Source organism: Streptomyces sp. Tu 3180 (genome assembly GCF_009852415.1).
Taxonomy (GTDB): Bacteria; Actinomycetota; Actinomycetes; order Streptomycetales; family Streptomycetaceae; genus Streptomyces.
In genome coordinates, this window is the sequence record NZ_WOXS01000002.1 from 2,592,190 (window position 1) to 2,616,823 (window position 24,634).

The 24,634-nt window shown below is 74.2% G+C and carries 23 protein-coding genes, 1 other RNA gene and 1 pseudogene; 10 read left to right on the forward strand and 15 right to left on the reverse strand.

Annotated features, from left to right (window positions below; translation table 11 throughout):
• Positions 1–97: 97 nt before the first annotated feature.
• Positions 98–1,108, forward strand: coding sequence for a Gfo/Idh/MocA family oxidoreductase (locus GL259_RS12600; RefSeq protein WP_159532154.1), 1,011 nt, complete (start codon positions 98–100; stop codon positions 1,106–1,108).
• Between the two features lie 21 nt (positions 1,109–1,129).
• Here GL259_RS12600 and GL259_RS12605 read toward each other — a convergent pair whose 3' ends face one another.
• The 3 genes from GL259_RS12605 to GL259_RS12615 all read right to left on the reverse strand — a co-directional run bounded on the left by GL259_RS12605 (position 1,130) and on the right by GL259_RS12615 (position 4,834).
• Positions 1,130–2,770, reverse strand: a complete 1,641-nt coding sequence (locus GL259_RS12605; protein WP_159532156.1) for an alkaline phosphatase D family protein — start codon at positions 2,768–2,770, stop codon at positions 1,130–1,132.
• 612 nt (positions 2,771–3,382) lie between these two features.
• On the reverse strand, positions 3,383–4,369 hold the full coding sequence (locus tag GL259_RS12610; RefSeq protein WP_159532158.1) for an aldo/keto reductase: 987 nt from the start codon (positions 4,367–4,369) through the stop codon (positions 3,383–3,385).
• Between the two features lie 138 nt (positions 4,370–4,507).
• Entirely contained in the window at positions 4,508–4,834 is a 327-nt protein-coding gene (locus tag GL259_RS12615) for a nuclear transport factor 2 family protein (RefSeq protein ID WP_159532160.1), read from the reverse strand.
• 128 nt (positions 4,835–4,962) lie between these two features.
• On the opposite strand from GL259_RS12615, the gene GL259_RS12620 reads away from it, so the two are divergent.
• The 3 genes from GL259_RS12620 to GL259_RS12630 all read left to right on the forward strand — a co-directional run bounded on the left by GL259_RS12620 (position 4,963) and on the right by GL259_RS12630 (position 6,852).
• Entirely contained in the window at positions 4,963–5,523 is a 561-nt protein-coding gene (locus GL259_RS12620; protein ID WP_159532162.1) for a DoxX family protein, read from the forward strand.
• Positions 5,524–5,613: 90 nt separating this feature from the next.
• Positions 5,614–5,961, forward strand: coding sequence for a MazG-like family protein (locus GL259_RS12625; protein WP_159532164.1), 348 nt, complete (start codon positions 5,614–5,616; stop codon positions 5,959–5,961).
• 189 nt (positions 5,962–6,150) lie between these two features.
• A complete protein-coding gene (locus GL259_RS12630) occupies positions 6,151–6,852 on the forward strand; it encodes a hypothetical protein (RefSeq protein ID WP_243762289.1) in 702 nt (233 codons plus the stop codon).
• 230 nt (positions 6,853–7,082) lie between these two features.
• On the opposite strand, the gene GL259_RS12635 is transcribed toward GL259_RS12630, so the two are convergent.
• The 5 genes from GL259_RS12635 to GL259_RS12655 all read right to left on the reverse strand — a co-directional run bounded on the left by GL259_RS12635 (position 7,083) and on the right by GL259_RS12655 (position 12,327).
• Positions 7,083–7,406, reverse strand: coding sequence for a hypothetical protein (locus tag GL259_RS12635; RefSeq protein WP_159532167.1), 324 nt, complete (start codon positions 7,404–7,406; stop codon positions 7,083–7,085).
• Positions 7,407–7,587: 181 nt separating this feature from the next.
• Positions 7,588–8,655 (reverse strand): hypothetical protein, encoded by a 1,068-nt coding sequence (locus tag GL259_RS12640; protein ID WP_159532169.1) that lies wholly within the window; start codon positions 8,653–8,655, stop codon positions 7,588–7,590.
• A gap of 38 nt (positions 8,656–8,693) precedes the next feature.
• A complete protein-coding gene (locus GL259_RS12645) occupies positions 8,694–9,758 on the reverse strand; it encodes an alpha/beta hydrolase family protein (RefSeq protein ID WP_159532171.1) in 1,065 nt (354 codons plus the stop codon).
• 166 nt (positions 9,759–9,924) lie between these two features.
• Positions 9,925–11,352 carry a rifampin monooxygenase gene (gene rox, locus GL259_RS12650; RefSeq protein WP_159538587.1) on the reverse strand — a complete coding sequence of 476 codons (1,428 nt, stop codon included), beginning with the start codon at positions 11,350–11,352 and terminating at the stop codon, positions 9,925–9,927.
• A gap of 234 nt (positions 11,353–11,586) precedes the next feature.
• Entirely contained in the window at positions 11,587–12,327 is a 741-nt protein-coding gene (locus tag GL259_RS12655; protein ID WP_159532173.1) for a VOC family protein, read from the reverse strand.
• A 309-nt stretch (positions 12,328–12,636) separates the two neighbouring features.
• On the opposite strand from GL259_RS12655, the gene GL259_RS12660 reads away from it, so the two are divergent.
• Positions 12,637–13,611, forward strand: a complete 975-nt coding sequence (locus GL259_RS12660) for a serine hydrolase (protein WP_243762290.1) — start codon at positions 12,637–12,639, stop codon at positions 13,609–13,611.
• Positions 13,612–14,138: 527 nt separating this feature from the next.
• Here the strand turns inward: GL259_RS12660 and GL259_RS12665 are convergent.
• From GL259_RS12665 to GL259_RS12685, 4 genes and pseudogenes are all read right to left on the reverse strand, one after another.
• Positions 14,139–14,870 (reverse strand): hypothetical protein, encoded by a 732-nt coding sequence (locus GL259_RS12665; RefSeq protein WP_159532175.1) that lies wholly within the window; start codon positions 14,868–14,870, stop codon positions 14,139–14,141.
• Positions 14,871–15,033: 163 nt separating this feature from the next.
• An RNA gene (gene rnpB / locus GL259_RS12670) (RNase P RNA component class A) lies at positions 15,034–15,442 on the reverse strand.
• 917 nt (positions 15,443–16,359) lie between these two features.
• Complete coding sequence (locus GL259_RS12680) at positions 16,360–17,190, reverse strand: AraC family transcriptional regulator (protein WP_159532177.1); 831 nt, start codon at positions 17,188–17,190, stop codon at positions 16,360–16,362.
• A 24-nt stretch (positions 17,191–17,214) separates the two neighbouring features.
• A pseudogene (locus GL259_RS12685) lies at positions 17,215–17,791 on the reverse strand (Uma2 family endonuclease).
• Positions 17,792–17,954: 163 nt separating this feature from the next.
• Here GL259_RS12685 and GL259_RS12690 point away from each other — a divergent pair.
• The 5 genes from GL259_RS12690 (at position 17,955) to eda (ending at position 21,630) form a co-directional block, all read left to right on the forward strand.
• Complete coding sequence (locus GL259_RS12690; RefSeq protein ID WP_159532179.1) at positions 17,955–18,710, forward strand: MerR family transcriptional regulator; 756 nt, start codon at positions 17,955–17,957, stop codon at positions 18,708–18,710.
• A 107-nt stretch (positions 18,711–18,817) separates the two neighbouring features.
• Positions 18,818–19,390, forward strand: coding sequence for a hypothetical protein (locus GL259_RS12695; protein ID WP_159538591.1), 573 nt, complete (start codon positions 18,818–18,820; stop codon positions 19,388–19,390).
• A 29-nt stretch (positions 19,391–19,419) separates the two neighbouring features.
• Positions 19,420–20,088, forward strand: coding sequence for a TetR/AcrR family transcriptional regulator (locus GL259_RS12700; protein WP_159532181.1), 669 nt, complete (start codon positions 19,420–19,422; stop codon positions 20,086–20,088).
• A 26-nt stretch (positions 20,089–20,114) separates the two neighbouring features.
• Positions 20,115–20,897, forward strand: a complete 783-nt coding sequence (gene yaaA / locus GL259_RS12705; protein ID WP_159532183.1) for a peroxide stress protein YaaA — start codon at positions 20,115–20,117, stop codon at positions 20,895–20,897.
• Between the two features lie 73 nt (positions 20,898–20,970).
• Entirely contained in the window at positions 20,971–21,630 is a 660-nt protein-coding gene (gene eda / locus GL259_RS12710; RefSeq protein ID WP_159532185.1) for a bifunctional 4-hydroxy-2-oxoglutarate aldolase/2-dehydro-3-deoxy-phosphogluconate aldolase, read from the forward strand.
• Here eda and GL259_RS12715 read toward each other — a convergent pair.
• The 3 genes from GL259_RS12715 to GL259_RS12725 are packed head-to-tail and all read right to left on the reverse strand — an operon-like array spanning position 21,605 to position 24,515.
• The gene (locus GL259_RS12715; RefSeq protein WP_159538593.1) at positions 21,605–22,846 is read right to left on the reverse strand and encodes a bifunctional RNase H/acid phosphatase; all 1,242 of its coding nucleotides are present in this window, start codon (positions 22,844–22,846) and stop codon (positions 21,605–21,607) included. The genes eda and GL259_RS12715 overlap by 26 nt on opposite strands.
• Positions 22,847–22,869: 23 nt before the next feature.
• Positions 22,870–23,613 carry a C4-type zinc ribbon domain-containing protein gene (locus GL259_RS12720; RefSeq protein WP_159538595.1) on the reverse strand — a complete coding sequence of 248 codons (744 nt, stop codon included), beginning with the start codon at positions 23,611–23,613 and terminating at the stop codon, positions 22,870–22,872.
• Entirely contained in the window at positions 23,610–24,515 is a 906-nt protein-coding gene (locus GL259_RS12725; RefSeq protein ID WP_159532187.1) for a Nif3-like dinuclear metal center hexameric protein, read from the reverse strand. Before GL259_RS12725 ends, GL259_RS12720 begins: the two co-directional genes overlap by 4 nt.
• Between the last annotated feature and the right edge of the window lie 119 nt (positions 24,516–24,634).

The following is a 24,634-nucleotide window of genomic DNA, read 5'->3' on the forward strand; positions in this document are numbered from 1 at the left end:
CTCGTACGGAGTGCTCGGCGTCGACGACGATGTCATGGGAGCGCTTCCATCGACATCCACGGCCGAGGTGCCGACGACACGAGCAGGGGTGGAACGGATGACGGGGCAGAGGGTGCGCTGGGGGATCCTGGCGACCGGCGGCATCGCCGCGACGTTCACGGCGGATCTGGTGGACCTGCCGGACGCGGAGGTCGTGGCGGTGGCGTCGCGGTCGCCGGAACCGGCGAAGGCGTTCGCCGAGCGGTTCGGGATACCGCGGGCGTACGGCGACTGGGAGTCGCTGGCGCGGGACGAGGAGGTCGACATCGTCTACGTCGCCACGCCGCACTCGGCGCACCGCGTGGCGGCCGGGCTGTGCCTGGAGGCCGGGCGGAACGTGCTGTGCGAGAAGCCGTTCACGCTGAACGCGCGCGAGGCGGGCGAACTGGTCGCGCTGGCGCGGGAGAACGGGCGCTTCCTGATGGAGGCGATGTGGATGTACTGCAACCCCATGGTGCGGCGGCTCAAGGCGCTGGTCGACGACGGCGCGATCGGCGACGTGCGCAGCATTCAGGCGGACTTCGGGCTCGCGGGACCCTTCCCGGCCTCGCACCGGCTGCGCGACCCGGCGCTGGGCGGGGGCGCGCTGCTGGACCTCGGGGTGTATCCGGTGTCGTTCACGCAACTGCTGCTCGGGGAGCCGGCGGACGTGGTGGCGCGGGCGACGCTCTCGGAGGAGGGCGTCGACCTCCAGACGGGGGCGCTGCTCTCCTGGGACGACGGCGCGCTCGCCTCGGTGCACTGCTCCATCGTCGGCGGCACGGCGACCTCCGCCTCGGTCACCGGGTCGAAGGGCCGGATCGACATCCCGTACGGCTTCTTCTTCCCGGACCGGTTCGTGCTGCACCGGGAGGGCCGGGACGCCGAGGAGTTCACGGCCGACCCGGCGGACGGCCCCCGCAACAGCCTCGGGCACGAGGCCGCGGAGGCGATGCGGGCCCTGCGGGCCGGCGAGACCGAGTCGCCGCTCGTCCCGCTCGACGGCACCCTCGCCGTGATGCGGACGCTCGACGCGATCCGGGACCGCGTCGGCGTCCGCTACCCGGGAGAGGCGCGGGAGACCCGCTGAGAAGGCCCCCGGCCCCGGGGCTCAGGCCGGCCTGAGCCCCGGCTCCCCCGCCGCCGTGACGAAGGACGCCGCCGTCGTGACCGGCGCCCCGGGCCTGGTCACGTACGGCACCGTCCGGAAGTCGGCGCGCGCCGCCTCCCTGCCGAGCTCGACGGTCACGTAGCCGCGCCGGCCGTTGTAGAACCGCAGGTGCGGGTTGGCGGTCATGTAGGTGTCCCAGTTCGCGGGCCGGTCGGAGCCGTCCTTGCCGCTGGCGACCGAGGTGGCCACGATCTCGGTGCCGACGGTCCGGGAGTCCGGGTCGTCGAAGTCGTCCTTGATGTCGAAGGCGTAGCCGACGTGGACGTCACCGGTGAGCACCATCAGGTTCTCGATCCCGGCGTCCCGCGCCCCGTCCAGGATCCGGCGGCGGGAGGCGCGGTAGCCGTCCCAGGCGTCCATGGACAGCCGCGAGGGCGTGGTGAGGTCGAACTTCCGCTGGGAGAAGACGACCTGCTGCGGCACGACGTTCCACAGCGCCCGCGAGGAGCGCCAGCCGTCGAGCAGCCACCGCTCCTGGGACTCGCCGGTCATGGTGCGCGACGGGTCGTCGATGTCCGGGCCGGGCAGCCGGGCGCCGTCGCCGTAGGCCTGGTTGGAGCGGTACTGCCGGGTGTCGAGCACGTCGAACTGGGCGAGCCGGCCCCAGTGCAGGCGCCGGTACAGCCGCATGTCGGGGCCCTCGGGCAACTGGGGGCGGCGCAGGGGCTGGTTCTCCCAGTAGGCCCGGTAGGCGGAGGCGCGGCGCAGCAGGAACTCCTCCGGCGGGACGCTGTTCTCGGGTACGTCGTCCGCGTAGTTGTTCTCGGTCTCGTGGTCGTCCCAGGTGACCACGAAGGGGTGGGCCGCGTGCGCGGCGCGCAGGTCGGGGTCGGTGCGGTAGAGGGCGTACCGCAGCCGGTAGTCCTCCAGGGTCACGGTCTCGCGGTTGAACAGGGCGGGCAGGGACCGGTCGGTGTAACCGCGGGCCCCGCCCGCGGAGTTGACCGCGTACTCGTACAGGTAGTCGCCGAGGTGGAAGACCACGTCGACGTCGTCGCCGGCGAGATGGGCGTACGGGGTGAAGTAGCCGTCGTGGTACGCCTGGCAGGAGACGGCGGCCAGGGTGAGGGAGGCGGTGCGGTCGTCCGGCGCGGGGGCGGTGCGGGTCCGGCCGGTCGGGCTGATCCAGCGGCCCGCGCGGAAGCGGTAGTAGAACGTGCGGCCGGCGGCGAGGTGGGCGACCTCGGCGTGCACGGTGTGGTGGAACTCGGGGTGGGCGGTGGCGGTGCCGCGTCTGGCGATGCGGCGGAACCCCTCGTCGTACGCCACCTCCCAGTGGACGGTGACGCGTTCGGCGGGCAGGCCGCCGTCGGGCTGGAACGGTGCGGGGGCGAGCCGGGTCCACAGGAGCACGGAGCCGGGCAGCGGGTCGCCGGAGGCGACGCCGAGCGTGAAGGGGTCCTCGGTGATCCGCGCGGCGTCGAGCTCGGCGGCGGCCGCGGTGCCCGCGGCGGGCAGGTTGACCGCGAAGGCGAGCGCGGCGGCGGCGCCGGTGACGGTCAGGAAGCGGCGGCGGCCGATGTGCCGGGCGGCCGCGCGGAGTTCGGGGGCGTGCTGTGGCTGACGGGCCTCGGGTGTCATCCGGTCCTCCCCTGGCGTGTGGATGCGGGAGGAATTGGAGTGGCCGGGGACGACCCTGCATTGACACGTACACGGCATCCGGATGACGGTCGCATGAGGTCCGCATGGCGGACCCTCGCGCACGCTGCGGGGCCGTGAACGCCGAGCGAACGGGCGGGCGGGCAGGCGGGCGGACGGAGGAGAGTCGCCGTCCGGACGGGCGGTCGCGCCGGAGCCGGTGGCGGACGTCGCCGACGCGGCCCGCGCGGCGCGGTGCGCGGCGGAGCCGTCCGGGAGGCGAACGCGCGGTGCGCGACCGTCCCGGCGACGACGACGCCGCGCGGGGGCCGCGGTCGACGACCCCTGCGAACGGAATTTGAACTTCCGTTCTATTGCGGCCGATGGCGGACCTGTGCTCAACTCTCCTGCACCAAAGCTTCACACTTGGAGCAAGGGCCTTCCGCAGACCGCATCCGAGGGGGGATGCGGCAGTCGTTCCACGCCACCGGGTGGGGGTGGCCCCGCGCGGGACAGCGGGTACGCACCGGTGCGTGGAACGGCTGCCGCGCACGGCGCGTCGGCCCCGTGCGCGACGGCGGCCGCCCGGCGCCGGCCGCCCGACGGGGACCGCCCCTACCGGGCGAGGATCCGCTCGACCTCGGTCATCTGCTCGTCGGTGAGCGGTCCCTTCTCGAGCGCCCCCGCGTTCTCCTCGACCTGGGCGACCGAGCGGAAACCGGGGATCGGCACGGTGCGCGGGCTGCGCGCCCACAGCCAGGCGAGAGCGCCCTGGGCGAGCGTGCGGCCCCCGCTGGTGAGGACGTCCCGGAGCGCGTCGACCCGCGCGAGCCACGCCGGGTCCGCGCCCGACCCGTCGCCGAAGCCCCGCAGCCAGGCGGGCGGCCTGCTGCGGATGTCCCCGGCCGGAAGCGGCCGCCGGCCGGCGTGCCTGCCGGTGAGCAGGCCCATGGCGAGCGGACTGCGGTTGACGGAGGCGAGGTCCGCCTCCTCGCACAGCCTGATCATCTCGGGCGCGTCGGTGAGGACGTTCAGCGCGTGCTGCACGGCGGTGCAGTGCGGCCCCTTCGCGAACACGGCGGCGCGGGCGGGGTCGTCGGTGCTCCACGCGTACGCCCGGATCAGTCCCTCCGCCACCAGTTCCTCGCACGCGTCGCGGAGTTCGGCGGCCCGCTCGGGGGCGGCGTCGGCGAGGTGGAGCTGGTACAGGTCGACGCGGTCGGTGCCGAGGCGGCGCAGGGAGGCGGTCAGGGCGCGGCGCAGGTGGGCGGGCGAGTCGTCGCCGCCGGTGAGGGTGCGGGTGTCCGCGTCGAAGACGTTGCCCCACTTGGTGGCGACGACGACCTCGTCCCGGCGCCGGCCGAGGGCCCGCCCGAGGACGCGCTCGCTGTGCCCCGTCCCGTAGACGTCCGCCGTGTCGAAGAAGGTGACGCCCAGGTCGACGGCGCGCCGGATCGCCCGGACGGACTCGTCGTCGTCGACCCTGCCCCAGCCCAGGGGCTGCCCGTCCGGGTCCTGCCACTCACCGCCGATCGCCCAGCAGCCGCATCCGACGGCGCTGACCTCGATACCGCTGCGTCCCAGTGTCCGTGTGGTGTCCATGCCCGAGGACGCTAGGAGTTCGAGCGCGCGCGAAGGCAAGCCCGCGGGGGATTCGGGGACGCTCGGGCGGGGGGCGGGGGCTCCCGGACGAAAGCGCTCAGGTGGGGGGTGCCCGGCGGGGTGTTCAGGTGGGGGTGCTCAGGCCTGACCGGTCTCGAAACGGGAGATCCTGCCGTCGTCGTCGACGGTGAAGGTCCAGCGGGTGCGCATCTCGCCCCAGGTGTCGTTGCGGTAGCGGGCGATGATGCTGCGGCCGCCGTCGGACTCGTTGTCGACCTCCAGGTGGCCGTTGGAGGAGAAGATCTCCCGGTCGGTCCAGTCGGCGAGGTCACGGTCGCTGCCGTCGTCCGCCATGGTCGCGCCGGGTGCGAGGAGGGCCATGAAGCCCTCGCGGTCGTGGTGGTTGACGGCGGTGACGAAGGCCCGGACGGCCGGATCGCTGAGACGGGTGGTCTGAATCGTCATGCCTGTCAGCGTCGTACCGGCCACCGGGCCCCGCCACCCGCGCCACCCGAACGGCGTCCGACGGCGGGCCGGGCCGGCGGCGGGGATGCGACGGTGGTCACGGCGAAGCGACTGCTCCGGGAGGCGACGTGACCCGTTACGACCGAACCTGTTACGACCGACGCGATCTGGGCCTGCTGCTGCTCCGGCTGGGAACGGGCGGGGTGCTGGCGGCGCACGGCGCGCAGAAGCTGTTCGGCTGGTTCGGCGGGGGCGGGATCGAGGGCACCGGCCAGTTCATGGAGTCCGTCGGCTACGCGCCCGGCAAGGCCAGCGCGACGGCGGCCGGCCTCGCGGAGACCGGCGGCGGCGTCCTCCTGGCGCTCGGCCTCGCCACCCCGGCGGCGGGCGCCGCGGCGGCCGGCGCGATGGCGGGCGCGGCCGCCGTGCACGCGCCCAGCGGCTTCTTCGCCCAGGAGGGCGGCTACGAGTACGCCGCGAGCCTGGGGCTGACGGCCGCGGGCCTCGCCATCGCGGGCCCCGGGCGCCTCTCCCTCGACCACGCCCTCCGCCACGCGGTCAACCGGGGCTGGATGGTCCCGACGGCCTTCGCGACGGTCGCGGCGGCCACGGTGGTGGCCGTGGGGGCGCGCAGCAGGCGGCTGCGGAAGGCGAAGGAGGGCGAACAGGAGCCCCTGTTCGAGGAGTAGCCGGAGGAGGGCTTCGGGGAAGAGGGGGTGCGCGCCGAGGCGCCGGGCCGCGCGCCGGGGCTGTCAGTGCCCTGTGCCAGGCTCCGTCCCATGAGCGATCACCCGTCCCCTTCCCCCGCCCCGGCCGCCGACCTGTGGGCCTCCGTCGACGACCTGTGCGGCTGGCTGGACGCCAACCGCCCGGCCGAGGGCCGGGAGGGCCTGCTGCTGCGGATCCTCAAACTGTCCGAGGAGGTCGGCGAGGTCGCCGAGGCCGTGATCGGCGCGACCGGCCAGAACCCGCGCAAGGGCACCACGCACACCTGGGACGACGTCCAGTCGGAACTGTGCGACGTCGCCGTGACGGCCCTGGTGGCCCTGCGCACGCTCACCCCCGACGCCCGGGAGGTCCTCACCCGCCACCTGGCCCGGGTCACACGGCGCTCGCTCGGGGCCTAGAGCCGGTTCCGGAAGCGATCCGGGTCCCCCGGCTGAGCCCAGCGCCGGGGCGGGCGTGGGCAGATGGCGTCGGGCCCCCACCGCGTGCTTCGCGCGGTCCCGGTCTTCCCCGGGCTCAGCGGTCCGCCTACGCTCGGCTGTCGCGGTGTGAGGCGATGTGACTGTTCCCGGCGCAGTGAGGCGGCTTCCGTGCCCGGATGGATGGATCTGGCATACACCACGGCCGGCGGTGTCGTCGGTGCCGCGGTGACCAACTACCTCTCCATGAGCCAGGAGCGTCGACAGCAGCGCGCAGCGGTCATGCAGCGGCTTCTCCGTCTCGCTGCGGTGCGCGACAGGGTGTGCGACATCGCGCCGAGCCGGGCGGAGGGCCCGTCGCGGCACAGGGTCGGAGCACAACGGCGCGCCACGGCGCGTCTCGGCGTCACGGCGGTTCTGGACGACGGGCGTGACGCCGAGCACGCGCAGCGGGAGGCGATCTCGGACCTCGTGGTGGCCGCGCTCTCGGCCGGCGTACCCCGAAGGGTCCTGGACTTCGCCGGAGGCGGTGAGGAACACGCCTTGCAGTGCGAGGTCGTCGGACTGATCGATCTCCGTCTCGGCGGTGTCCTGGGGGAGCCGCTCGAAGAGCTGATGGCGCAGTGTGAGGATCACCGGCAGGCGACGGCCCAACAGCTGCTCCGGGCACTGTGGCGCCCATGGCGGACACGGCTCCTGATGCGCGCACGCCTCCGCGCGTTGCGTCAGGACGCCGACGCGCTCCACCGAAGGCAACAGGCGGTCCTGTCCGTCCTGTCCCGGCCGGAGCACACCGATGCCCTCGCCGGCCGCCTCGGTCGCCCGCCGGATCGGGATGCACGACGCTTCGACGACCCGGTGCCCGAGGCATGAGAAGCGACGCTCCGCCTCACCACGGGCGCTTTCGCGACGGGCCCCGGCCGGGCCGGTGCGCGGTGCGCCCCGGCCCGCCGGCCGCCGGAGCGGTCGGCGTTCCGACCGGCGTCCACGATCCGACACGGTTCGCTCGGGCGGACCGCCGATCCACCGGGCGCCAGACCCCTTCTCGGGGCCCGGAGGAGGAAGGCCGCGCCGGGGCACCCCCGTCGCGGCAGGGGCCGTCCTCAGTGTCTCCCCAAGCCTCGGTGCTCGAGTTCGTCCGCGCACTCCTCCGGGACCGCCACGGTCCTGAACGTCGCGGTCGGGCGCCCGGGGGCCGCGGACGGATCGAGTGCCTCCCGCCGCTCGCGCTCGGCCTCGGCGCGGTCCCGTGCGATGCCGTCCGCGATCTCCTGGCAGTCGACGGCGTACGGGCCGGTCGGCGTCGCCTCCCCGGCGGGGGACTCCGGCCGGTCCGCGGACGGCTCGGCGTCGAGGGCGGAGGTGGTGACGAGACCCGCCAGGCACAGCACGGCCCACCCCGCGAAGACCCGGCTGCGGACGCTCACGCGACACCGTCCCCTCTGATCCGCACGGAGTCCGCGACCCCGCGCTCCGCACCGGCGCCTCGGAGGGTCGAGGTGCCGTCCCGTCCGCCGTCCGCCGCGCGGCGGCTCCTTCGGGAGCGGTCCGCACCAGGGGGAACGCCGCTTCGGCCTCCCCGAGGCGTCCGTCCCCTCGTCTTCCCGTTCAAGACGCCGCCCAGGTCCAGCGGTTGAGCGTTTCGCTCCTGTCGTCGTAGGTGAGCCAGGTGCCGTCGCCGAGCGGGCGCACACCGCCGGCGACCGGGCCCGTGGGATACGCGATCGTCCCCCGGGTCCGCAGGGTGCGGGCGTCGAGCAGCCAGTGGCGGGCCCGCTCCGGGTCCTCGTCGGACTCGACCGTCGAGGCGATGACGGTGTCGGCGTCGACGAAGCCGCAGACGTGGTCCCAGTGGGCCGGGTCCTCCTCGTCGCCGGCCGCACCGGGTTCCGCCTCGGCGAGCACGGTGCCGTCCAGGGCGTGCAGTCGCAGGTCCGCTCCGTAGTGCTCGACCGTCAGGAAGCCCGGAACGCCCGCATGGACGTCCATCAGGATGCGGTCCAGGCCCTCGTTCAGGTCCCAGCCGGTCAGCTTCCCGCCGTCCCGGCGTGCCCAGTGCAGCAGGATGCCGTCCTGGCCCATGCCGATGCTCAGCCCCATGTGGACACCGTCCGGGTGGGAGAGGTGGTGCGAACCGGATGCCGCGCTGTCCAGCGGCAGCCGGGCCAGCTCCCGTCCGTCCCGGGCGTCCAGGACGACCCAGCACTCCTCCCAGCCGCCCGGCTCCGGCTCGGTCACGACATGCGCCCACACGAGCCGGCCGTCGTCCGAGACCCGGCAGGAGCCGTGTTCGAGACCGGGGCACACCTGCTGCTCGTCCCCCGTGTGCGGATGACCGAGCACGGGGCCCCAGCAGCCGTGCCGGTACTCCCACAGCGTCTCTGCGCCCACGCCCACGGCCCGTACCGCTCGCTGCCCCGAGAACACCGCGAACGTGCCGTCGGGGCTCACCGAATGGACACCGCGGTCCCACCCCGGCCAGGGGAGGGGGAAGACGGCCGCCGGCGCGCACTCCCCCGCGAACACCTCGTGGAGGTCGTGGACCTCCAGCTCGTGTCCGTTCCGCAGCAGGGCGCGGCGCGAACCGTCCCCGCGGCTTTCCAGCGCGAAGCCGTGGACCAGCGCGTCTCCGCCCGGCAGCCTCACCGAGTCGCACAGTCGTGCGGTGATCGACATGACCCGAAGGTAGCGGATCCCGCTGACAGCGCGGCCGTTCAGCCGCCGTGACCTGCGGTGCGGTGCAGGGCGCGCAGGAGCAGGGGCAGGGACCTGCGGAACTCCCTCACCCAGTACGGCGCGTCGTGCGTGCCGGAGTAGAAGTGCGTCGCCACCGGGGTTCCGGCGGACTCCAGGCGTGCGGCCAGGGCGCGGGACTCGCGTTCCATGATCGTCTCGGTGGGGGAGACGACGTCGTCGGGGAACGGGTCGGACGGGTCCTCCAGTCCGGGGACCTCCGGATCGGGCTGCGTGCCCGGCGGGTTGAGCTCGCCCACCCTGCCGTCGCCGCTGGAGAGGTGGACGGGGATGTCGCGCAGCCGGTCGGCCAGGTGGTACGGGTCGTGGGCCTCCCAGTTCGCGCGCTGGGCGACCGGGTCGCCCCACAACGCCTTCCAGTCCAGGCCCAGGGCGGTCATCCCGGCCCGGACCGCGTGCGGATGCTGCAAGGGGTGCACGTAACCGCTGTAGCTCGCCACCGCCCGGAACAGTCCGGGGTGCCGGCCGGCGTAGGAGAGGCCGCCGAACCCCCCTTGCGACTCGCCCGCGGCCACCCGGCGGGTGCCGGCGCCGTAGTGGCGTTCCAGCAGGGGGCGCACCTCCCGGAGGTGGAAGGTCTCCACGGCGGGCGGACCGCCCCGGCCGTCGTTGTACCAGTCGCTGTAGAAGCCGAACAGCGGCATCTCGGGCATCACCACGAGCACGTCCCGGAGTCCGGGCAGCTCCTGGAGACGGGCGTCGTAGTCCTCCGTCCAGGCCTTGTGGTTGCCGTCGCCGCCGACCAGGAGGTAGAGCACCGGCCAGCTCCGGCCCGGCCGCCGGTCCTCCCAGCCGTCCGGGGTCAGCAGCCGGACCTTCGCGGTGCGCCCCAGGGCGGGCGAATCGAACGTGAGGTCGACCAGGCGTTCGCCGACGTCCTCCTCGGCGACGACCCGGGCACCGCGGTGCGGTGCCGGCGCGCCCGCGTCGGCGTACGCCGCGTAGCCCTCCGCCGGCAGGAGGAGACCCGCGATCACCAGGGGGAGCAGGAGCCGCAGCCGCAGCCGCGCAGAGCGCCAGAACATCCGACCTCCGTCACGTGAGGAGTGTCGCCATTCTCACTCATCCGCACCGGGCGGGCACGCTGAGTGATCCCGCGGCGCCCGTCATCGGCCGCGGCCCCCTGGGGGATTCCGCCGGTCCGCGCGGTCCGCCGGTCAGCCGGCCCGCACGGTCAGCCGGTCCGCGCGGTCAGCCGGCGGCTGCGCCGAACCACTTCGACAGTCGGCCGGCCAGCTCCCGCTGGTCCTCGCCGGCCCACGCCACGTGGCCGTCCGGCCGCAGCAGCACCGCGGGCACGTCCAGTTCCGCGCCGGCGTCGACGACGTGGTCGACCCGGTCCGCCCAGCCCTCCACCGAGAGCCGGCCGGTCCGGTCGAGCAGCAGCCCGCGACCGCCGTGCATCAGCTCGTAGAGACGGCCCTGCTCCAGCCGCACGTCCCGCATCCGCCGGCCGAGCAGTTCGTGGCCCTCGCCGAAGTCGTAGCGGACCCCGACCGCGGTGATCATCCCGGTCACGTACCGGTTCACCTCCTCGAAGTCCATCAGCGTCGAGAACAGCTCCCGCAGCGCGGTCGCCCCCGGATCGGTCCCCAGCAGCGCGATCTGCGCACGGGTGTTGTCCAGCACGGCGGCGCCCACCGGGTGCCGCTCGGCGTGGTAGCTGTCCAGCAGTCCCTCCGGCGCCCGGCCGCCCACCGCGGCGGCCAGTTTCCAGCCGAGGTTGAACGCGTCCTGGATGCCGAGGTTGAGCCCCTGCCCGCCGGTCGGCGGGTGGATGTGCGCCGCGTCGCCGGCCAGCAGCACCCGGCCGACCCGGTAGCGCTCGGCCTGCCGGGTGGCGTCGCCGAACCGGGACAGCCAGCGCGGCGCGTGCGCGCCGAAGTCGGTGCCCGCGAACGCCCGCAGCTGCTTCCTGAACTCCTCGAGGGTCGGCGCGGTCGTGCGGTCCTCGGCCACCCCCTCGGCGGGCACGACGACGCGGTACGCCCCGTCCCCGAGCGGGGTGGCGCCGAACCGCAGCTGGGTCCTGCGGACCTCCTCGACGGTGGCGGCGACCTTCGCCGGGTCCTCGGTGAGCCGCATCTCGCCCAGCAGCGTCTCGACCCTGGCGGGCTCGCCGGGGAAAGCGACCCCGAGCCGCTTGCGCACCGTACTGCGGGCGCCGTCGCAGCCGACGAGGTAGCGCGAGCGCAGTCGCGTGCCGTCCGCCAGCTCGACGGTCACCCCGTCCTCGTCCTGGCTCAGCCCGGCCACCTCGCAGCCGCGCCGGATCTCGGCACCGAGTTCCAGGGCGCGCTCCTCGAGCAGCCGCTCGGTGACCGGCTGCGGGGTGGCGAGGCCGTACGGGTGCGCCGTGTCCAGGCCGTCCGGCCACGGCTTCACGATGCCGCCGAAGAGACCACCGACCTGGAACTTCTCGCTGACCGCGAGGAACCGGTCCAGCAGGCCGCGCTGGTCCATCATCTCGACGCTGCGCGCGTGCAGACCCTGTCCGCGGGACTGCCCGGTCGGCTCGGTCAGCCTCTCGAGCACGACCACGCGCACGTCGTGCAGCCGGAGTTCGCCGGCCAGCATCAAACCGGTCGGCCCACCGCCGACGACCATCACGTCGATCATCACACCGTCCATTTCCGCAGGTCCTGGCTACGGCCGGTGATTCTCCGGCACCCCGGGGGCCTTGCCGCAAGCCCCCCGGTGCGCTATACGTTGAGAGTGGCAAGGAGCAGGTGACCTCCTTGCCTCTGCTTTTTGCCTCCCGTCCTCCGCCCCCGCCTTTCGTCCCCGGCGACGCCGGCGGGCCCACGGCCGTCGCAGACGGTGGCCACCCGGGCACCGGCCCGGTCGTCCCGCTCAGGACGGGGCGAGGACGCAGAACTCGTGGCCCTCCGGGTCGGTCAGGCACGTCCACGGGACGTCGCCCTGGCCGAGGTCGAGGTCGGTGGCGCCGAGGGCCCGCAGCCGGGCCACCTCCGCCGCCTGGTCGTCACCGGGGTACGGCAGCAGGTCGAGATGGACGCGGTCCGGCACGGTCTTCACGCCGGGCGTACGGAGGAATTCCAGATACGGACCGACGCCCTCGGCGGAACGCAGCACCGCGTGGTCGTCGGTCACCTCGTGCAGGGTCCAGTCCGTCGCCCCGCCCCAGAACCGGGCCATGGCCCGCGGATCCGCGCAGTCGACCACCACCACGGCGATCGGCCCGGTGTCCCGGTGGACCTCCCGGGGCTCCAGCACGCAGAACTCGTTGCCCTCGGGGTCGGCGAGGACCGTCCACGGCACTTCGCCCTGGCCCACCCGGGCGGGCGTCGCGCCGAGGTCCCGGAGACGCGCGACCAGCTCCGCCTGATGGGCCGCGGAGGTGGTGGCGAGATCGAGGTGCACACGGTTCTTCGTCGCCGTCCTGGGTTCCGGGACGGGAACGACGTCGATGCCGAGGACGACCGGGTCCGGCCAGACGAGGCCGCCGGCGGGTCCGACGTAGGTGGTCACGCCGGCGCTGTAGGCGCTCCAGCCGAGCGCCTCCGCCCAGAACCGGCCGACCGCCGCGGCGTCGAGAGCCTTGATGTTCACGTGAACGGGTCGCAGTGGCATGCCGGCGATCCTATGCACCCGCTCCGCGACGGCATCCGCACCGTCGCCGACCAGAGGCCGCCCCGCTCACCGGCCGAGCGGGTCCGGACCGGCGGTTTCCCGGCGGAGGTGACGCACGGGACCGGCCCCCTGCGCGGTGCGGGACAGGAGGCGCCCGCTCCGGCCCCTCGCGCCCCCACGGGGAGGGCGCGGGCCGCGCTCCGGGAACGACACGCCTGCCGTACCGCGATCACCACCACGGCGACCGGTTTGTCATATTTTCTGGTCTGTCGTTGTCTCCCTCCCCAGGAATACCGAGGCCCGTCCGCCATGCCCGATGGACAGCTCAACGGGACGCACGAGGCGCTCAGAAGATTCGGTTCCGCCGGCCTCCGCCCGCACGCGCTGACGGTCTGCGCCGTCACCGCGGTCATGGCGTCGCTCGCCGCCTGCTCCCCCACCGGCACGCCCGACGGGGTGCGGGCCTCCCCCGCACGGGAGGACGCTCCGGCCGCCGTACTGGCGGCGCCACCGCCGGAGAACCTCGGCGCGACGCTCGCGCGGGCGCTCGCGCCGGTCCCGCGGAGCGGCGACACGCGGCTGGCCGTGGCCGTGCTCGACCTGGACAGCGCCGACCGGGAGATCGCGTCGTACCGGGGTGACGCGCCGTTCGTCACGGCGAGCGTCAGCAAGGTGGCCATCCTCGTGGCACTGCTGCTCCAGGCGCAGGACGAGGGCCGCGAGTTGACGGGCGAGGAGCACCGGGCCGCCGAGGCGATGATCAGGACGAGCGACAACGGCGCGGCGGGCCTGCTGTGGCGGGCGATCGGCGGACGCGAAGGCCTCGACGCGGCGAACGAGCGGCTGGGGCTCTCCTCGACCCGGGGCGGCCCCGGCATCCACTGGGGCCTCACCCGGACCACGGCGAAGGACCAGGTCCGCCTGTTGCGCGCGGTGTTCGCCCGTGGGCCGGTGGCCCCCGCCGCCCGCTCGCGCGCGAGGCTGAACCGGGCGTCCCGCGCCTACGTCCGGGAGCTGATGGGCGACGTCGTGCGGGACCAGGACTGGGGAGTGTCGGCGGCGTCCCCCCGATGGGCCCTCAAGAACGGCTGGCTGCAGCGGACCTCCACCGGGCTGTGGGTCGTCAACAGCATCGGGCAGGTCACGGTGCACGGGCACCGGTACCTGGTCTCGGTCCTCAGCAGCGGCAACCCGTCGATGCTCAGCGGTGTCTCCCTGGTCGAACGGGCGGCGAGGGCGGCGGTCGGCGCGGCCAGCGCCCACGCCCGTCCCTGGCCGCAGTGACGCCCGCCGCGGGCACGGGCCCGACGGTCCGCTCCGCCTGCCGGCGGACGTGCCCCGGAAGGGCGCGCCGGTTCCGTCCCCCGGCGTCCCAGAACCTCCGGGGGTCCCGGTTCCGTGCCCCGGTCGCCGGACGTGGCGGGGCCCGGGAGTCGTATCCAGCTCCCGGGCCCCTGGGGATGCCACCCAATTGCGCACGCCGGCGGCGTTTGAGAGGACGGATCAGTCATCATGCCGTCGTGTTCTTCCTTTGAACTACCGCGCCGCGCAAGAGGCGCAGGCGAGAGTCGAACTCGCATCCGACGGCGTTCGTCCGTCCCCGGTCGATCCGGCGATCGGCGGCGATGCTGAGACTGGAGCGAGAGTCTGAGATTGACCGCGGCCGCCGGTTCGGCGGACCGCTTCTTCAGGCTGGACTTCAGTGTCAGCTTGCGCTCCTCACACGAGCCGGTCCTCATTTCCGGCCCGTGCTGGTCGCGCACCCCCGCGCTCGCACGCGGGGGCGATCGTGGATGCCGGCCGTGGCCGGCTCAGCCGAACAGGTAGCCGAACACCGCGTCGCCGACCCGCTGGTCGGTGACCTCGGCGCCGTTGGCCTCCTCCCGGGCGAACTTCACGGCCTGCTGGAGCTTCTCGACCCGCTCCACCAGCTCGTTCACCCGCCGCGCGGGAAGGGCTCCGGAGAACTTCACGGTCGTCCAGTACCCGATGGGCACGTCCTCGTAGTACACCTCGACCTGCGCCGGGTGCTTGTCCGTCGCCTCCGCCTTGACGTGGTTGCGCGGGACCTTCTTCGTCCGGATCGTGCGCACCGGGTCCGTCTTCCACCAGTCCGTGGAGGGGTCGTGGGACCAGGACTCGGCGGCGTCGAGGGTGGGCAGCTTCTTGACGAAGGTGTGCAGGTCGGTGAGCTGCTTCTCCAGGAAGAGCAGGTAGCTGACCGGAACGTCGGCGACGACGGTCCGCCCGTCGACGGTGACGTCCGCGCGGGCCGCGCAGTTCGCCCAGTCCTTGGTGGCGGTCACGTCGAACAGCCGGGTCAGGGACGCCGACATCTCCCGCAGCACGTCCTCGGCCTGCACCTGCACCCGCGTGGACTCGGGCGGCAGCTGCTCGCCCTCCTCGTCCTTCGGCTGGTACGTGCGCGAGATGCCGGCCATCAGCGCGGGCTTCTGCACCTTGTGGTGCGCGGCGGTGATGTCCTGGAGCGCCTTGCTCTTGACGCCCTTCTCGACAGCGATGATCTGGTTCAGCTTCGCCATGTCGGGTCCCCCTTCGAACAGGCAGGAACGTATCCCACCGGCTCGAACGCCCGCACTCCTTTTATCGCCCGTCCACGGCACCGAAGCTGCTCCCGCAGCGGCGTACCGGTGGTACCGGTGATCGGCGGTGCCCGGCCCCCGCGTGATCACCGCGGGGTGGCGGCAGACGAGTCGGGCTGTACGCCGGGTTCTGTTCCGGCGGGTCCTCGCGGGCCCGCCGGCGACGGCCATCCATCTAGGACCGGCGTTGCCGCCGGCCTCGTGCGGTCTACCCGCGGACTCGGGCGGGCAGCCCTCGAACGTCCGCGCAGAGACACCTCCGAAGAGGCGTCTCCTCTTGACCTTGCTCCGGGTGGGGTTTACCTAGCCGCCTGAGTCACCCCAGGCGCTGGTGGTCTCTTACACCACCGTTTCACCCTTACCGGGGGCCGGAGCCCTCGGCGGTCTGTTTTCTGTGGCACTGTCCCGCGGGTCACCCCGGGTGGCCGTTGGCCACCACCCTGCCCTGTGGAGCCCGGACGTTCCTCGGGAAGCCCCCTAGGGGGACTCCACGCGGCCGTCCGCCCGGCTCGTCTGCCGTGCCGACCATGGTACCGGGCGCGGGCGGGGCTTCGGCGCGGCGGCCGTGGCCAGCACCGAGCCCGCCAGGATCAGGGTGAAGGCGACGCCGATGCCCAGGGTCAGCTCCTCGTCCAGGAGGAGGGCGCCCGCGGCCACGGCGACCGCCGGGTTGACGTAGGTGATGACGCCCGCCCGGGTCGGGCCGACCTCCTTGATCAGTTCCAGGAAGGCCACGAACGCGATCGCGGTGCAGACGACGCCGAGGCCGGCGAGGGCGGCCAGGACCTCGCCCGAGGGCAGGGTGGCGGGCCGGGTGAGGAAGGCGGCGGGGGCGTAGACGACCGCGGCCAGCGTGAGGCAGGGGGTGATGAGCTGGAGGGTCGGGACGTCCTTGAGGTGCCGGGCGGCTATGAGCGGGGCGGTGGCGTAGCCGACGACCGTGACCAGCACCTCGGCGAGGGAGCGGGCGTCGCCGCCGGTGAGGTGCGGCAGGGTGAGCACGGTGACGCCGGCGAGGCCGAGGGCGAGTCCGGTGACGCGGCGGGCGCCCACGTGTTCCTCGGCGCCGAAGAAGCGGGCCAGGACGAGGGCGACGATGGGCACGCCCGCGATGAGGAGTCCGGCGGTGGAGCTGGACAGGTGCCGTTCGGCGTCGGTCAGGGTCCACCAGGGTCCGACGATCTCGATCACCGCGAAGGCCAGCATGGGCTTCCAGTGTGTCCGCACGGTGCGGGCGAGACCGCCCTGGCGGAGGGCGAAGGGGAGCAGGAGCACGGCGCCGAGTGCGCACCGCGCGAACACCACCACGGACGGGGACAGCTCGTCCACCGCCACCTTGATCATCAGATAGGGAATGCCCCAGACCACTCCCATGAGGGAGAACAGGGCCCAGCCGCGTGCAGTCATGGCGGCAGTCTGCGCGCCGCCCTCAGCCGCCGTCTTGAACGCTGTTGCGGTACGCCGCCGGGGTCACTCCGAGGACGCGGCGGAACCAGCGGGTGAGGTGCGCCTGGTCGGCGAAGCCGACGAGGGGGGCCACCTCGGCGGGGCGCAGTCCGGCCTCCAGCAGGGCGCGGGCCCTGGTCACCCGGTACTGGGCGAGCCAGGCGTACGGCGGCACGCCCATCGTCGTGCGGAAGGCGCGCAGCAGCTGGTAGCGGGACAGGCCGAGGTCGGTGGCGAGGGCGGCGAGGGAGGGCGGGGCGAGCAGTTCGTCGGCGAGGCGGTCGCGGACGGCGAGGGCGATGCGGCCGGCGCCGGGGAGGGTGTCGTCGCTCGCGCGGGACGTGGAGTGGCGGCGGGCGAGGGCGGTGAGCAGCCAGGGCAGGCGGGACTCCGCCTCCAGGGGATCGGGATGGGCGCTGAGGTCGGTGTGGGCGCGGCACAGGGCGGTGGCCAGCTCGGGGTCGTCGAGGACGGGTTCGCGGAAGTGCGGGAGGCCGCCGCCGAGGGTGCCGTCGGCGAGGAGGGCGGGGTCCGCGTAGAGGGCCCGGTAGGCGTAGCCGTCGGGGGCGGCGGGGCCGCCGGTGTGCATCTCGCCGGGTTCGAGGACGACGATCGAGCCGGGGCCGGAGTGGATCCGGCCGCCCCGGTAGGCGATGACCTCCCGGCCGCCGACCGTGACGCCGACCGTGAACTCGTCGTGGGCGTGGGGGGCGTACTCGTGCCGGTCGAAGCGGGCGGTGAGCAGGTCGAGCGGAGGACCGCAGCGGCCGAGCCGCGCCCTGGTCCAGCGGGCCTGTTCCCGTCCGTTCGCCACCTCGCACCCCCCGTCCACAGGGGATCAGAGGAGGTCGCCGGTGTCCAGGTCGAAGGCGAAGGGCTCGGGGAGGGCGACCGGTCTGCCGAAGGGGCGGGTGCAGTGCTCGCGGTACTCGTCCTTCTCCGGGTCGCTGAACAGCGTGACCGAGCAGGCTTCGCGGTCGACGAGCAGGTGGAGGGGGATGCCGCCGCGGGCGTAGCAGCGGCGCTTGGTCTCACGGTCGGCTTTCGGCTTGGTGGACGTCACCTCAAGGACCATGGCGACGCCTTCGCAGGGCACCCACGAGTCCGCCCCCGGTGGAGCCGCGTCTCTCCGGGGGCGGAGGTGCCATCCGGGATCACGCGGTCCTTCGGGCAGCCACCACCGCTGTGCAGCTCCAGTGCCTTGTTCCCGGAAAGCTGCATCCTCGTCCGGGAGCGCTCGTACACCTGCGCCACGATCAGCTCGATGCAGTCCTCGTGGTCCCCGTCCGGCGGCGGCGTCACGACGATCTCCCCCTCGATCAGCTCGGCCGGAAACCCTCCGGGGTTTCCAGAGCGAGGAAGCCCTCCGGCAGGACGTCCGCCTGCGGGAGCGGCTCGTGGGCCATGGCGGTCATGTCACGCCCCTCCTTCTGTCGCCCGTCGGACTGGGACATCGGCTGATCACCTGTCCGTGAGATCGGGAGCCGTTCCCTCGATCGTGGCACAGGATCATGACCCCCGTCGGACACCACGGCGCTCGCTTGACCCTGCCGCGACGTCAACGTCTCTACTGGTCCCATGCGGATCGGAGAACTCGCCGCCGCCGTCGGCGTCACCACGCGGACCGTGCGGCACTACCACCACCTGGGGCTGCTGCCGGAGCCGGAGCGGCGGGCCAACGGCTACCGGGACTACACCCTGCGGCACGCCGTCGTGCTGGCGCGGATCAGGCGGCTGACCGAGCTGGGGCTGGGGCTCGCCGAGGTGCGGGACGTGCTCGCGGACGACGCGGGCAAGGACCTCGTGGAGGTGCTGACGGAGCTGGACGAGGACCTGGCGCGGCAGGAGGCGGCGCTGCGGGACCGCCGGGTGCGGTTGCGGGCGCTGCTGGAGGCGGAGGGCGGGCCGGCCCCCGAGGGGCCGGTCTCGCCGGGGCTGGCCGCGCTGTTCCGTGACATGGGGCACGGGTCGGACTCCCCGATGGCCGCCAAGGACCGGGAGGTGCTCGCGCTCATCGAGACGGCGGCGTCGCCGGAGGAGCGGGAGCGGATGGTGGGCCTGCTCGGCGGGGTCGTGGGCGCGCCGGGCGGGGCGGAGCGGGCGCTCGCCGTGTACGGCCTGCTCGACGCGCTCGCCGACGCCGGCCCGGACGACCCGCGCGTGGACGAGGCCGCCCGTGCCCTCGCCGCGTGCGTGCCCTCCGAGCTGGTCCCGACGGAATGGGGCACCGAGCGGAGCGACAGCTTCCTGCGCGCGTTCTACGCCGACTTCGCCCCGGCCCAGGCGGAGGCGATCCGCCGGGCGCTGCGGATCGTCACGGAGGGGCGGTCGTGAGAGGGGCGGGCATGAGGGAGACGGGCGTGAGGGGGACCGGCGTGAGGGGTTCGGTCGTGAGGGGCCTGCGCATTGCCTGGGTCCTCGCCCGGCACGAGCTGCGGCTGATGGCGAGCCTCGGGCTGTGGGTGGCGCGGCGCACCCACGGCACCGGCGGCGGCACGGCCTTCGGGTACGCCCGCGGGCAGGCGGCCCTGATGTTCGGGTTCGCGTTCGTGTGCGTGGTCGAGACGGTGGCGATGTCCGTGCTGCTGGACGACTGGCCGGCCGTGCACGCGGTGGTGCTCTTCCTGGACGTGTACACCGTCGTCTTCGTGGTCGCCCTGCACGCCGCCTCCGCCGTACGCCCCCACGTGCTGGACGCCGGCGCGCTGCGGATCCGCCGGGCGGCCCACGTCGACCTGCGGATACCGCTGGAGCGGATCGCCTCCGTCCGCCGTGAGCTGCGCATGACCCACGAGAAGGTCGACGGCGAACTCGACCTCGACGTCGGTTCGCGGACGACCGTCACCGTCGAGCTCACCGAACCGGTCACGCACGTCACCTTCTTCGGCCGTCGCCGCGAGGTCCGCGTGGTGCGCTTCCACGCGGACGACGCCGGCGGGCTCGTGCGCGCTCTGGCGGGACGCGAGCGCGCCTCCGGGACCGCTGAAAGCCCTCTCTCCGGTGATAGCGTCTAACGGGACGACGACCGGAGGGGACGCGGCACGTGGCGGGCAAGGACGGGCGGACGACGCCTCGCGAGCGGTACCGGAGCCAGGTGCGCGCGGAGATCAAGGAGCGCGCCCGGGAGCAGATCGCCACGTCGGGAGCGCCGGGACTGTCGCTGAACGCCATCGCCAGGCAGATGGGCATGAGCGGACCCGCGCTCTACCGGTACTTCGCCGGACGTGACGACCTGATCACCGAGCTGATCCGGGACGCCTACGGCAGCCTCGCCGACGCCTTCCGCACCGCCGCCGCGTCCGGCGCGGACCTGGACGGGCTGGGGCGCGCCCTGCGCACGTGGGCGCTCGAGGACCCCCAGCGCTACTTCCTCGTCTACGGCACCCCCGTCCCCGGCTACCACGCCCCCGACGACGTGACCGCGATCGCGCGCGAGATCATGGCGATCCTCCTCGACGCCGCCCGGCTCGCCGACGGCCCCGCGGACGGCCCCGACGGAGCCGGCCCCCTCGAGTCCCACCTCGCGCGGCACCGCCGGTGGGCGGGCGACCACCCCGCGGACCCGCCCGCCCTGCGCCGCGCGCTGTCCTTCTGGACCCGCCTCCACGGCGTCCTGTCCCTGGAGCTGGCGGGCCACTTCACGGGGATGGGCTTCGACCCGGCCGTGCTCTACGGCGCCGAACTGGACCGGCTGGCACACGCCGTACCCTGACCCGGAGCTCTACCGAAGGAGTACGTGTGCTTGTCCTGCTGCCGCCGTCCGAAGGCAAGGCCGCTTCCGGCCGCGGTGCCCCGCTGAAGCCCGAGTCGCTGTCGCTGCCGGGGCTGGCCGGCGCCCGGGAGGCCGTTCTCACCGAGCTGGTGGACCTGTGCACCGGCGACGAGGACAAGGCGCGCGAGGTGCTCGGACTGAGCGAGGGGCTGCGGGGCGAGGTCGCGAAGAACGCGGAGCTGCGGACGGCCGGCGCGCGGCCCGCCGGGGAGGTCTACACCGGGGTGCTGTACGACGCCCTGGACCTGTCCTCCCTCGACGCGGCGGCGAAGCGGCGGGCCGCGGCGTCCCTGCTGGTCTTCTCCGGGCTGTGGGGCGCGGTCCGGGTGACCGACCGGATCCCCTCCTACCGCTGCTCGATGGGCGTGAAGCTGCCCGGGCTCGGCGCGCTGAACGCGCACTGGCGCGCGGCGATGGCCTCCGTGCTGCCCGAGGCGGCCGGGACCGGGCTGGTGCTGGACCTGCGGTCGGCGGCGTACGCGGCGGCCTGGAGGCCGAAGGGCGAGGTGGCGGCGCGCACGGCGACCGTGCGGGTGCTGCACGCGCCGACGCGGAAGGTGGTCAGCCACTTCAACAAGGCGACCAAGGGACGGATCGTGCGGAGTCTGCTGACCTCGGGGGCCGCCCCGGCGGATCCCGCCGGGCTGGTGGAGGCGCTGCGGGACCTCGGGTACGAGGTGGAGGCGGCGGCGCCGGCCAGGGCGGGGACGCCCTGGGCGCTGGACGTGCTGGTGGACGAGGTGCACTGAGCCTCCCGGCAGTTCGTTGCAGCATGCGCAACGAGCTTTGCGCGTGCTGCATCGGCGGGGGCAGGATGACGCCATGAGCTCTCCCCTGCCCTCCTCCGTGCCGGATTCCGTGCTGGGCCTCGCCCCCGTCGTGCCCGTGGTCGTCGTCGAGGACGCCGCCGACGCCGTACCGCTGGCGCGTGCGCTGGTGGCCGGCGGGCTGCCCGCGATCGAGGTGACCCTGCGGACGCCCGCCGCGCTCGACGCGGTCCGGGCGGTCGCCGGCGAGGTGCCGGACGCGGTGGTCGGTGCCGGGACGGTGATCACGCCGGGGCAGGTGGGCGAGGCGGTGGACGCCGGGGCGCGGTTCCTGGTCAGCCCCGGGTGGACGGACGCGCTGCTGGAGGCGATGCGGGCGTCCGGGGTGCCGTTCCTGCCGGGGGTGTCCACCGCCTCCGAAGTGGTGGCGCTCCTCGAGCGCGGGGTACGGGAGATGAAGTTCTTCCCGGCACGGGCCGCGGGCGGGACGGCGTATCTGAAGGCGCTGGCCGGACCGCTTCCCCAGGCCCGTTTCTGCCCGACCGGGGGGATCGGGGCGGACTGTGCGCCGGACTATCTCGCGCTGCCCAACGTCGGGTGCGTGGGCGGGAGCTGGATGCTCCCGGCCGACGCGGTCGCGGCCCGGGACTGGGACCGGATCGAGCGGCTGGCCCGCGAGGCGGCGGGGCTCAGCGCAGGTGCGCGGTGTCGTTGAACAGGCGGACGCTGGCGTTGCCGTCGGCGTAGTACGCCACCGCCGAGAGCGAGGCCGCCGACAGCTCCATCCGGAACAGGGCCTCGGGCGGGGCGCCCAGGGCGAGCCGCAGCAGCGTCTTGATCGGCGTCACGTGGCTGACGAGCAGGACCGTGCGGCCCGCGTACGCCGCGATCAGCTTGTCCCGGGTGGCGGCGACCCGGGTGGCGGTGGCCGCGAAGCTCTCGCCGCCGCCGGTGGGTTCGGCGTCCGGGGAGGACAGCCAGGCGTTCAGGTCCTCGGGGTGGCGCTCGCGGACCTCGGCGAAGGTGAGGCCCTCCCAGGCGCCGAAGTCGGTCTCGCGCAGCCCCTCCTCCACGGTCACCTCGAGGCCGAGGCGGGCGGCGACGATGCCGGCGGTCTCACGGGTGCGGGCGAGGGGGGAGGCGACGACCGCCTGGACGGTGCCGCGCCGGGCGAGGGCCGCGGCGACCCTCTCGGCCTGCTCCCGGCCGATGTCGGAGAGGGAGGGATCGCTGCCGCCGCTGCCCGAGAAACGCTTCTGCGGGGTCAGCGGGGTCTCACCGTGCCGGAGCAGGACGAAGGTGGCGGGCGGCCCCATGTCGGCGGGCGCCCACCCGACAGCGGGCGTGGCCGCGGTCCCCGCACCGGACGTGGCCGCGGCTCCCGCACCGGACGCGGCCACGGCGCGCGCGGCGCGGGCGTCGGCGTCGAGGGCGGCGCCCTGCTCGTCACCGGCGGCGGTGGGGGCCCCGGCCGCCTCGCCGCCGGCCTCCGCCGCGGAGGCCGGCGCGCTCCACGCCTCCCCCCGCGCACCCGCGTCCATCGCCTCGTTGGCCAGGCGGTCGGCGTGCTTGTTCCGCTCGCGGGGGATCCACTCGTACGTCACCCGCTCCGGTGGCAGGACCCGCGCCGCCCGGGCCGCGAGCGGCTTCATGTCGGGGTGCTTGATCTTCCAGCGGCCGGTCATCTGCTCGACGACGAGCTTGGAGTCCATCCGGACGTGGACCGCGGCCTCGGGGTCCAGCTCGCGGGCGGCGCGCAGGCCGGCCAGCAGACCCCGGTACTCGGCGACGTTGTTGGTGGCGACGCCGATGTATTCGGCCGCCTCCGCGAGGACCTGCCCCGTCGCCGCGTCGCTCACCACGGCCCCGTAGCCCGCGGGCCCCGGGTTGCCCCGTGACCCGCCGTCCGCCTCGACGATGAACTCCCGCACCGGAAAAGCCCCCACGCCCCGGTCTACAGACCCGACTCGGACGTGCGCACCAGGATGCGGCGGCAGTTCTCGCAGCGCACCACGGTGTCGGGCGCGGCCTTGCGGATCTCGTTCAGCTCGGTGATGGCGAGCTCCTGGCGGCAGCCCTGGCAGGTGCGGGCGTACAGCTTCGCCGCGCCGATGCCGCCCTGCTGCTCGCGCAGCTTGTCGTACAGCTTGAGCAGGTCGGCGGGGACGGATCCGGCGACGACCTCGCGTTCCCTGGTGACCGAGGCGACCTCGCCGTCGATCCCCTCGAGGGCCGCGTCACGGCGCGCGGTGGCGTCGTCGATCTTCGACTGGACGGAGGCGACGCGGTCGGTCAGCTCGGCGACCCGCTCCTGCGCGGACTCGCGGCGCTCCATGACCTCGAGCACGATCTCCTCGAGGTCGCCCTGCCGCCTGGCGAGGGAGGCGATCTCGTGCTGGAGGTTCTCCAGGTCCTTGGGCGAGGAGACGGCACCGGAGTCGAGGCGCTTCTGGTCGCGGGCGGCGCGCTGGCGCACCTGGTCCACGTCCTGCTCGGCCTTGGTCTGCTCGCGGGCGCAGTCGCTCTCCTCGGTCTGCGCGGCGACGAGCAGGTCGCGCAGCTGGGTGTGGTCCTTCGTCAGCGACTCGATCTCGGCGTGCTCGGGGAGCGACTTCCGCTTGTGCGCGAGCTGCTGGAGGCGGACGTCGAGGTCCTGGAGGTCGAGGAGTCGGATCTGGTCGGCGGGCGCGGCGTTCAGTTGGGGGCTCCAGAGGTGTCGGCGGGGGAGGGTGCGCGCGAGGCGCTCCCGGGAAGGGCGGTGTCGGGCGACGGGCGGGAGGACGCCGCGTGGGCGGTCCAGGGGTCGGTGACCGTCTTGGAGACGTGGACCCGAAGGCCCCACCCGTGGCGGTCGGAGATCTCGTCGAGCTGGGCTGCGGCCAGCTCGCACCAGGGCCACTCGGTGGCCCAGTGCGCCGCGTCGAGCAGCGCGAGGGGGCTCTCGGCGCGGGCCTCGGACGCCGGGTGGTGGCGCAGGTCCGCGGTGAGGAAGGCGTCCACGCCGGCGGCGCGGACGTGGTCGAAGAGGCTGTCGCCGGAGCCGCCGCTGACGGCGACCGTGCGCACGGGCGCCTCGGGGTCGCCGGCGACGCGGATGCCCTGCGCGGTGGCGGGCAGGCACGCGGCGGCGCGGGCGGCGAGCTCGCCGACGGTCAGCGGGGGGTCCACCTCGCACACGCGGCCCAGGCCCCGGCGGCCCTCGGGGTCGGTGGGGTCCGGCACGAGGGGCCGTACGACCCTGAGGTCCAGGGCGCCGGCGAGGGCGTCGGAGACCCCCGGGTCGGCGGTGTCGGCGTTGGTGTGGGCGACGTGCAGCGCGATGTCGTTCTTGATCAGCGTGTGCACCACGCGGCCCTTGAAGGTGGAGGCCGCGACGGTGGTCGTCCCGCGCAGATAGAGCGGGTGGTGGGTGACGAGCAGGTCGGCGCCCAGCTTCACCGCCTCGTCGACGGTCTCCTGGACCGGGTCCACGGCGAACAGGACCCGCGTGACCTCCTGGCCGGGCTCGCCCACGACGGTGCCGACCGCGTCCCAGGACTCGGCCCGTTCGGCGGGCCACAGGGTCTCCAGTACGGCGATGACTTCAGACAGACGGGGCACGAGTGCAAGGCTACCTGGCCGTTTCGCGCCGCAGTACCGGTGCGGGCCCGCGCGACGGCGCCCGGTCCGGCCAGCACACGTGTCCCCGTCCCCTCAGGAGAATCGTTCCTGGAGCACCC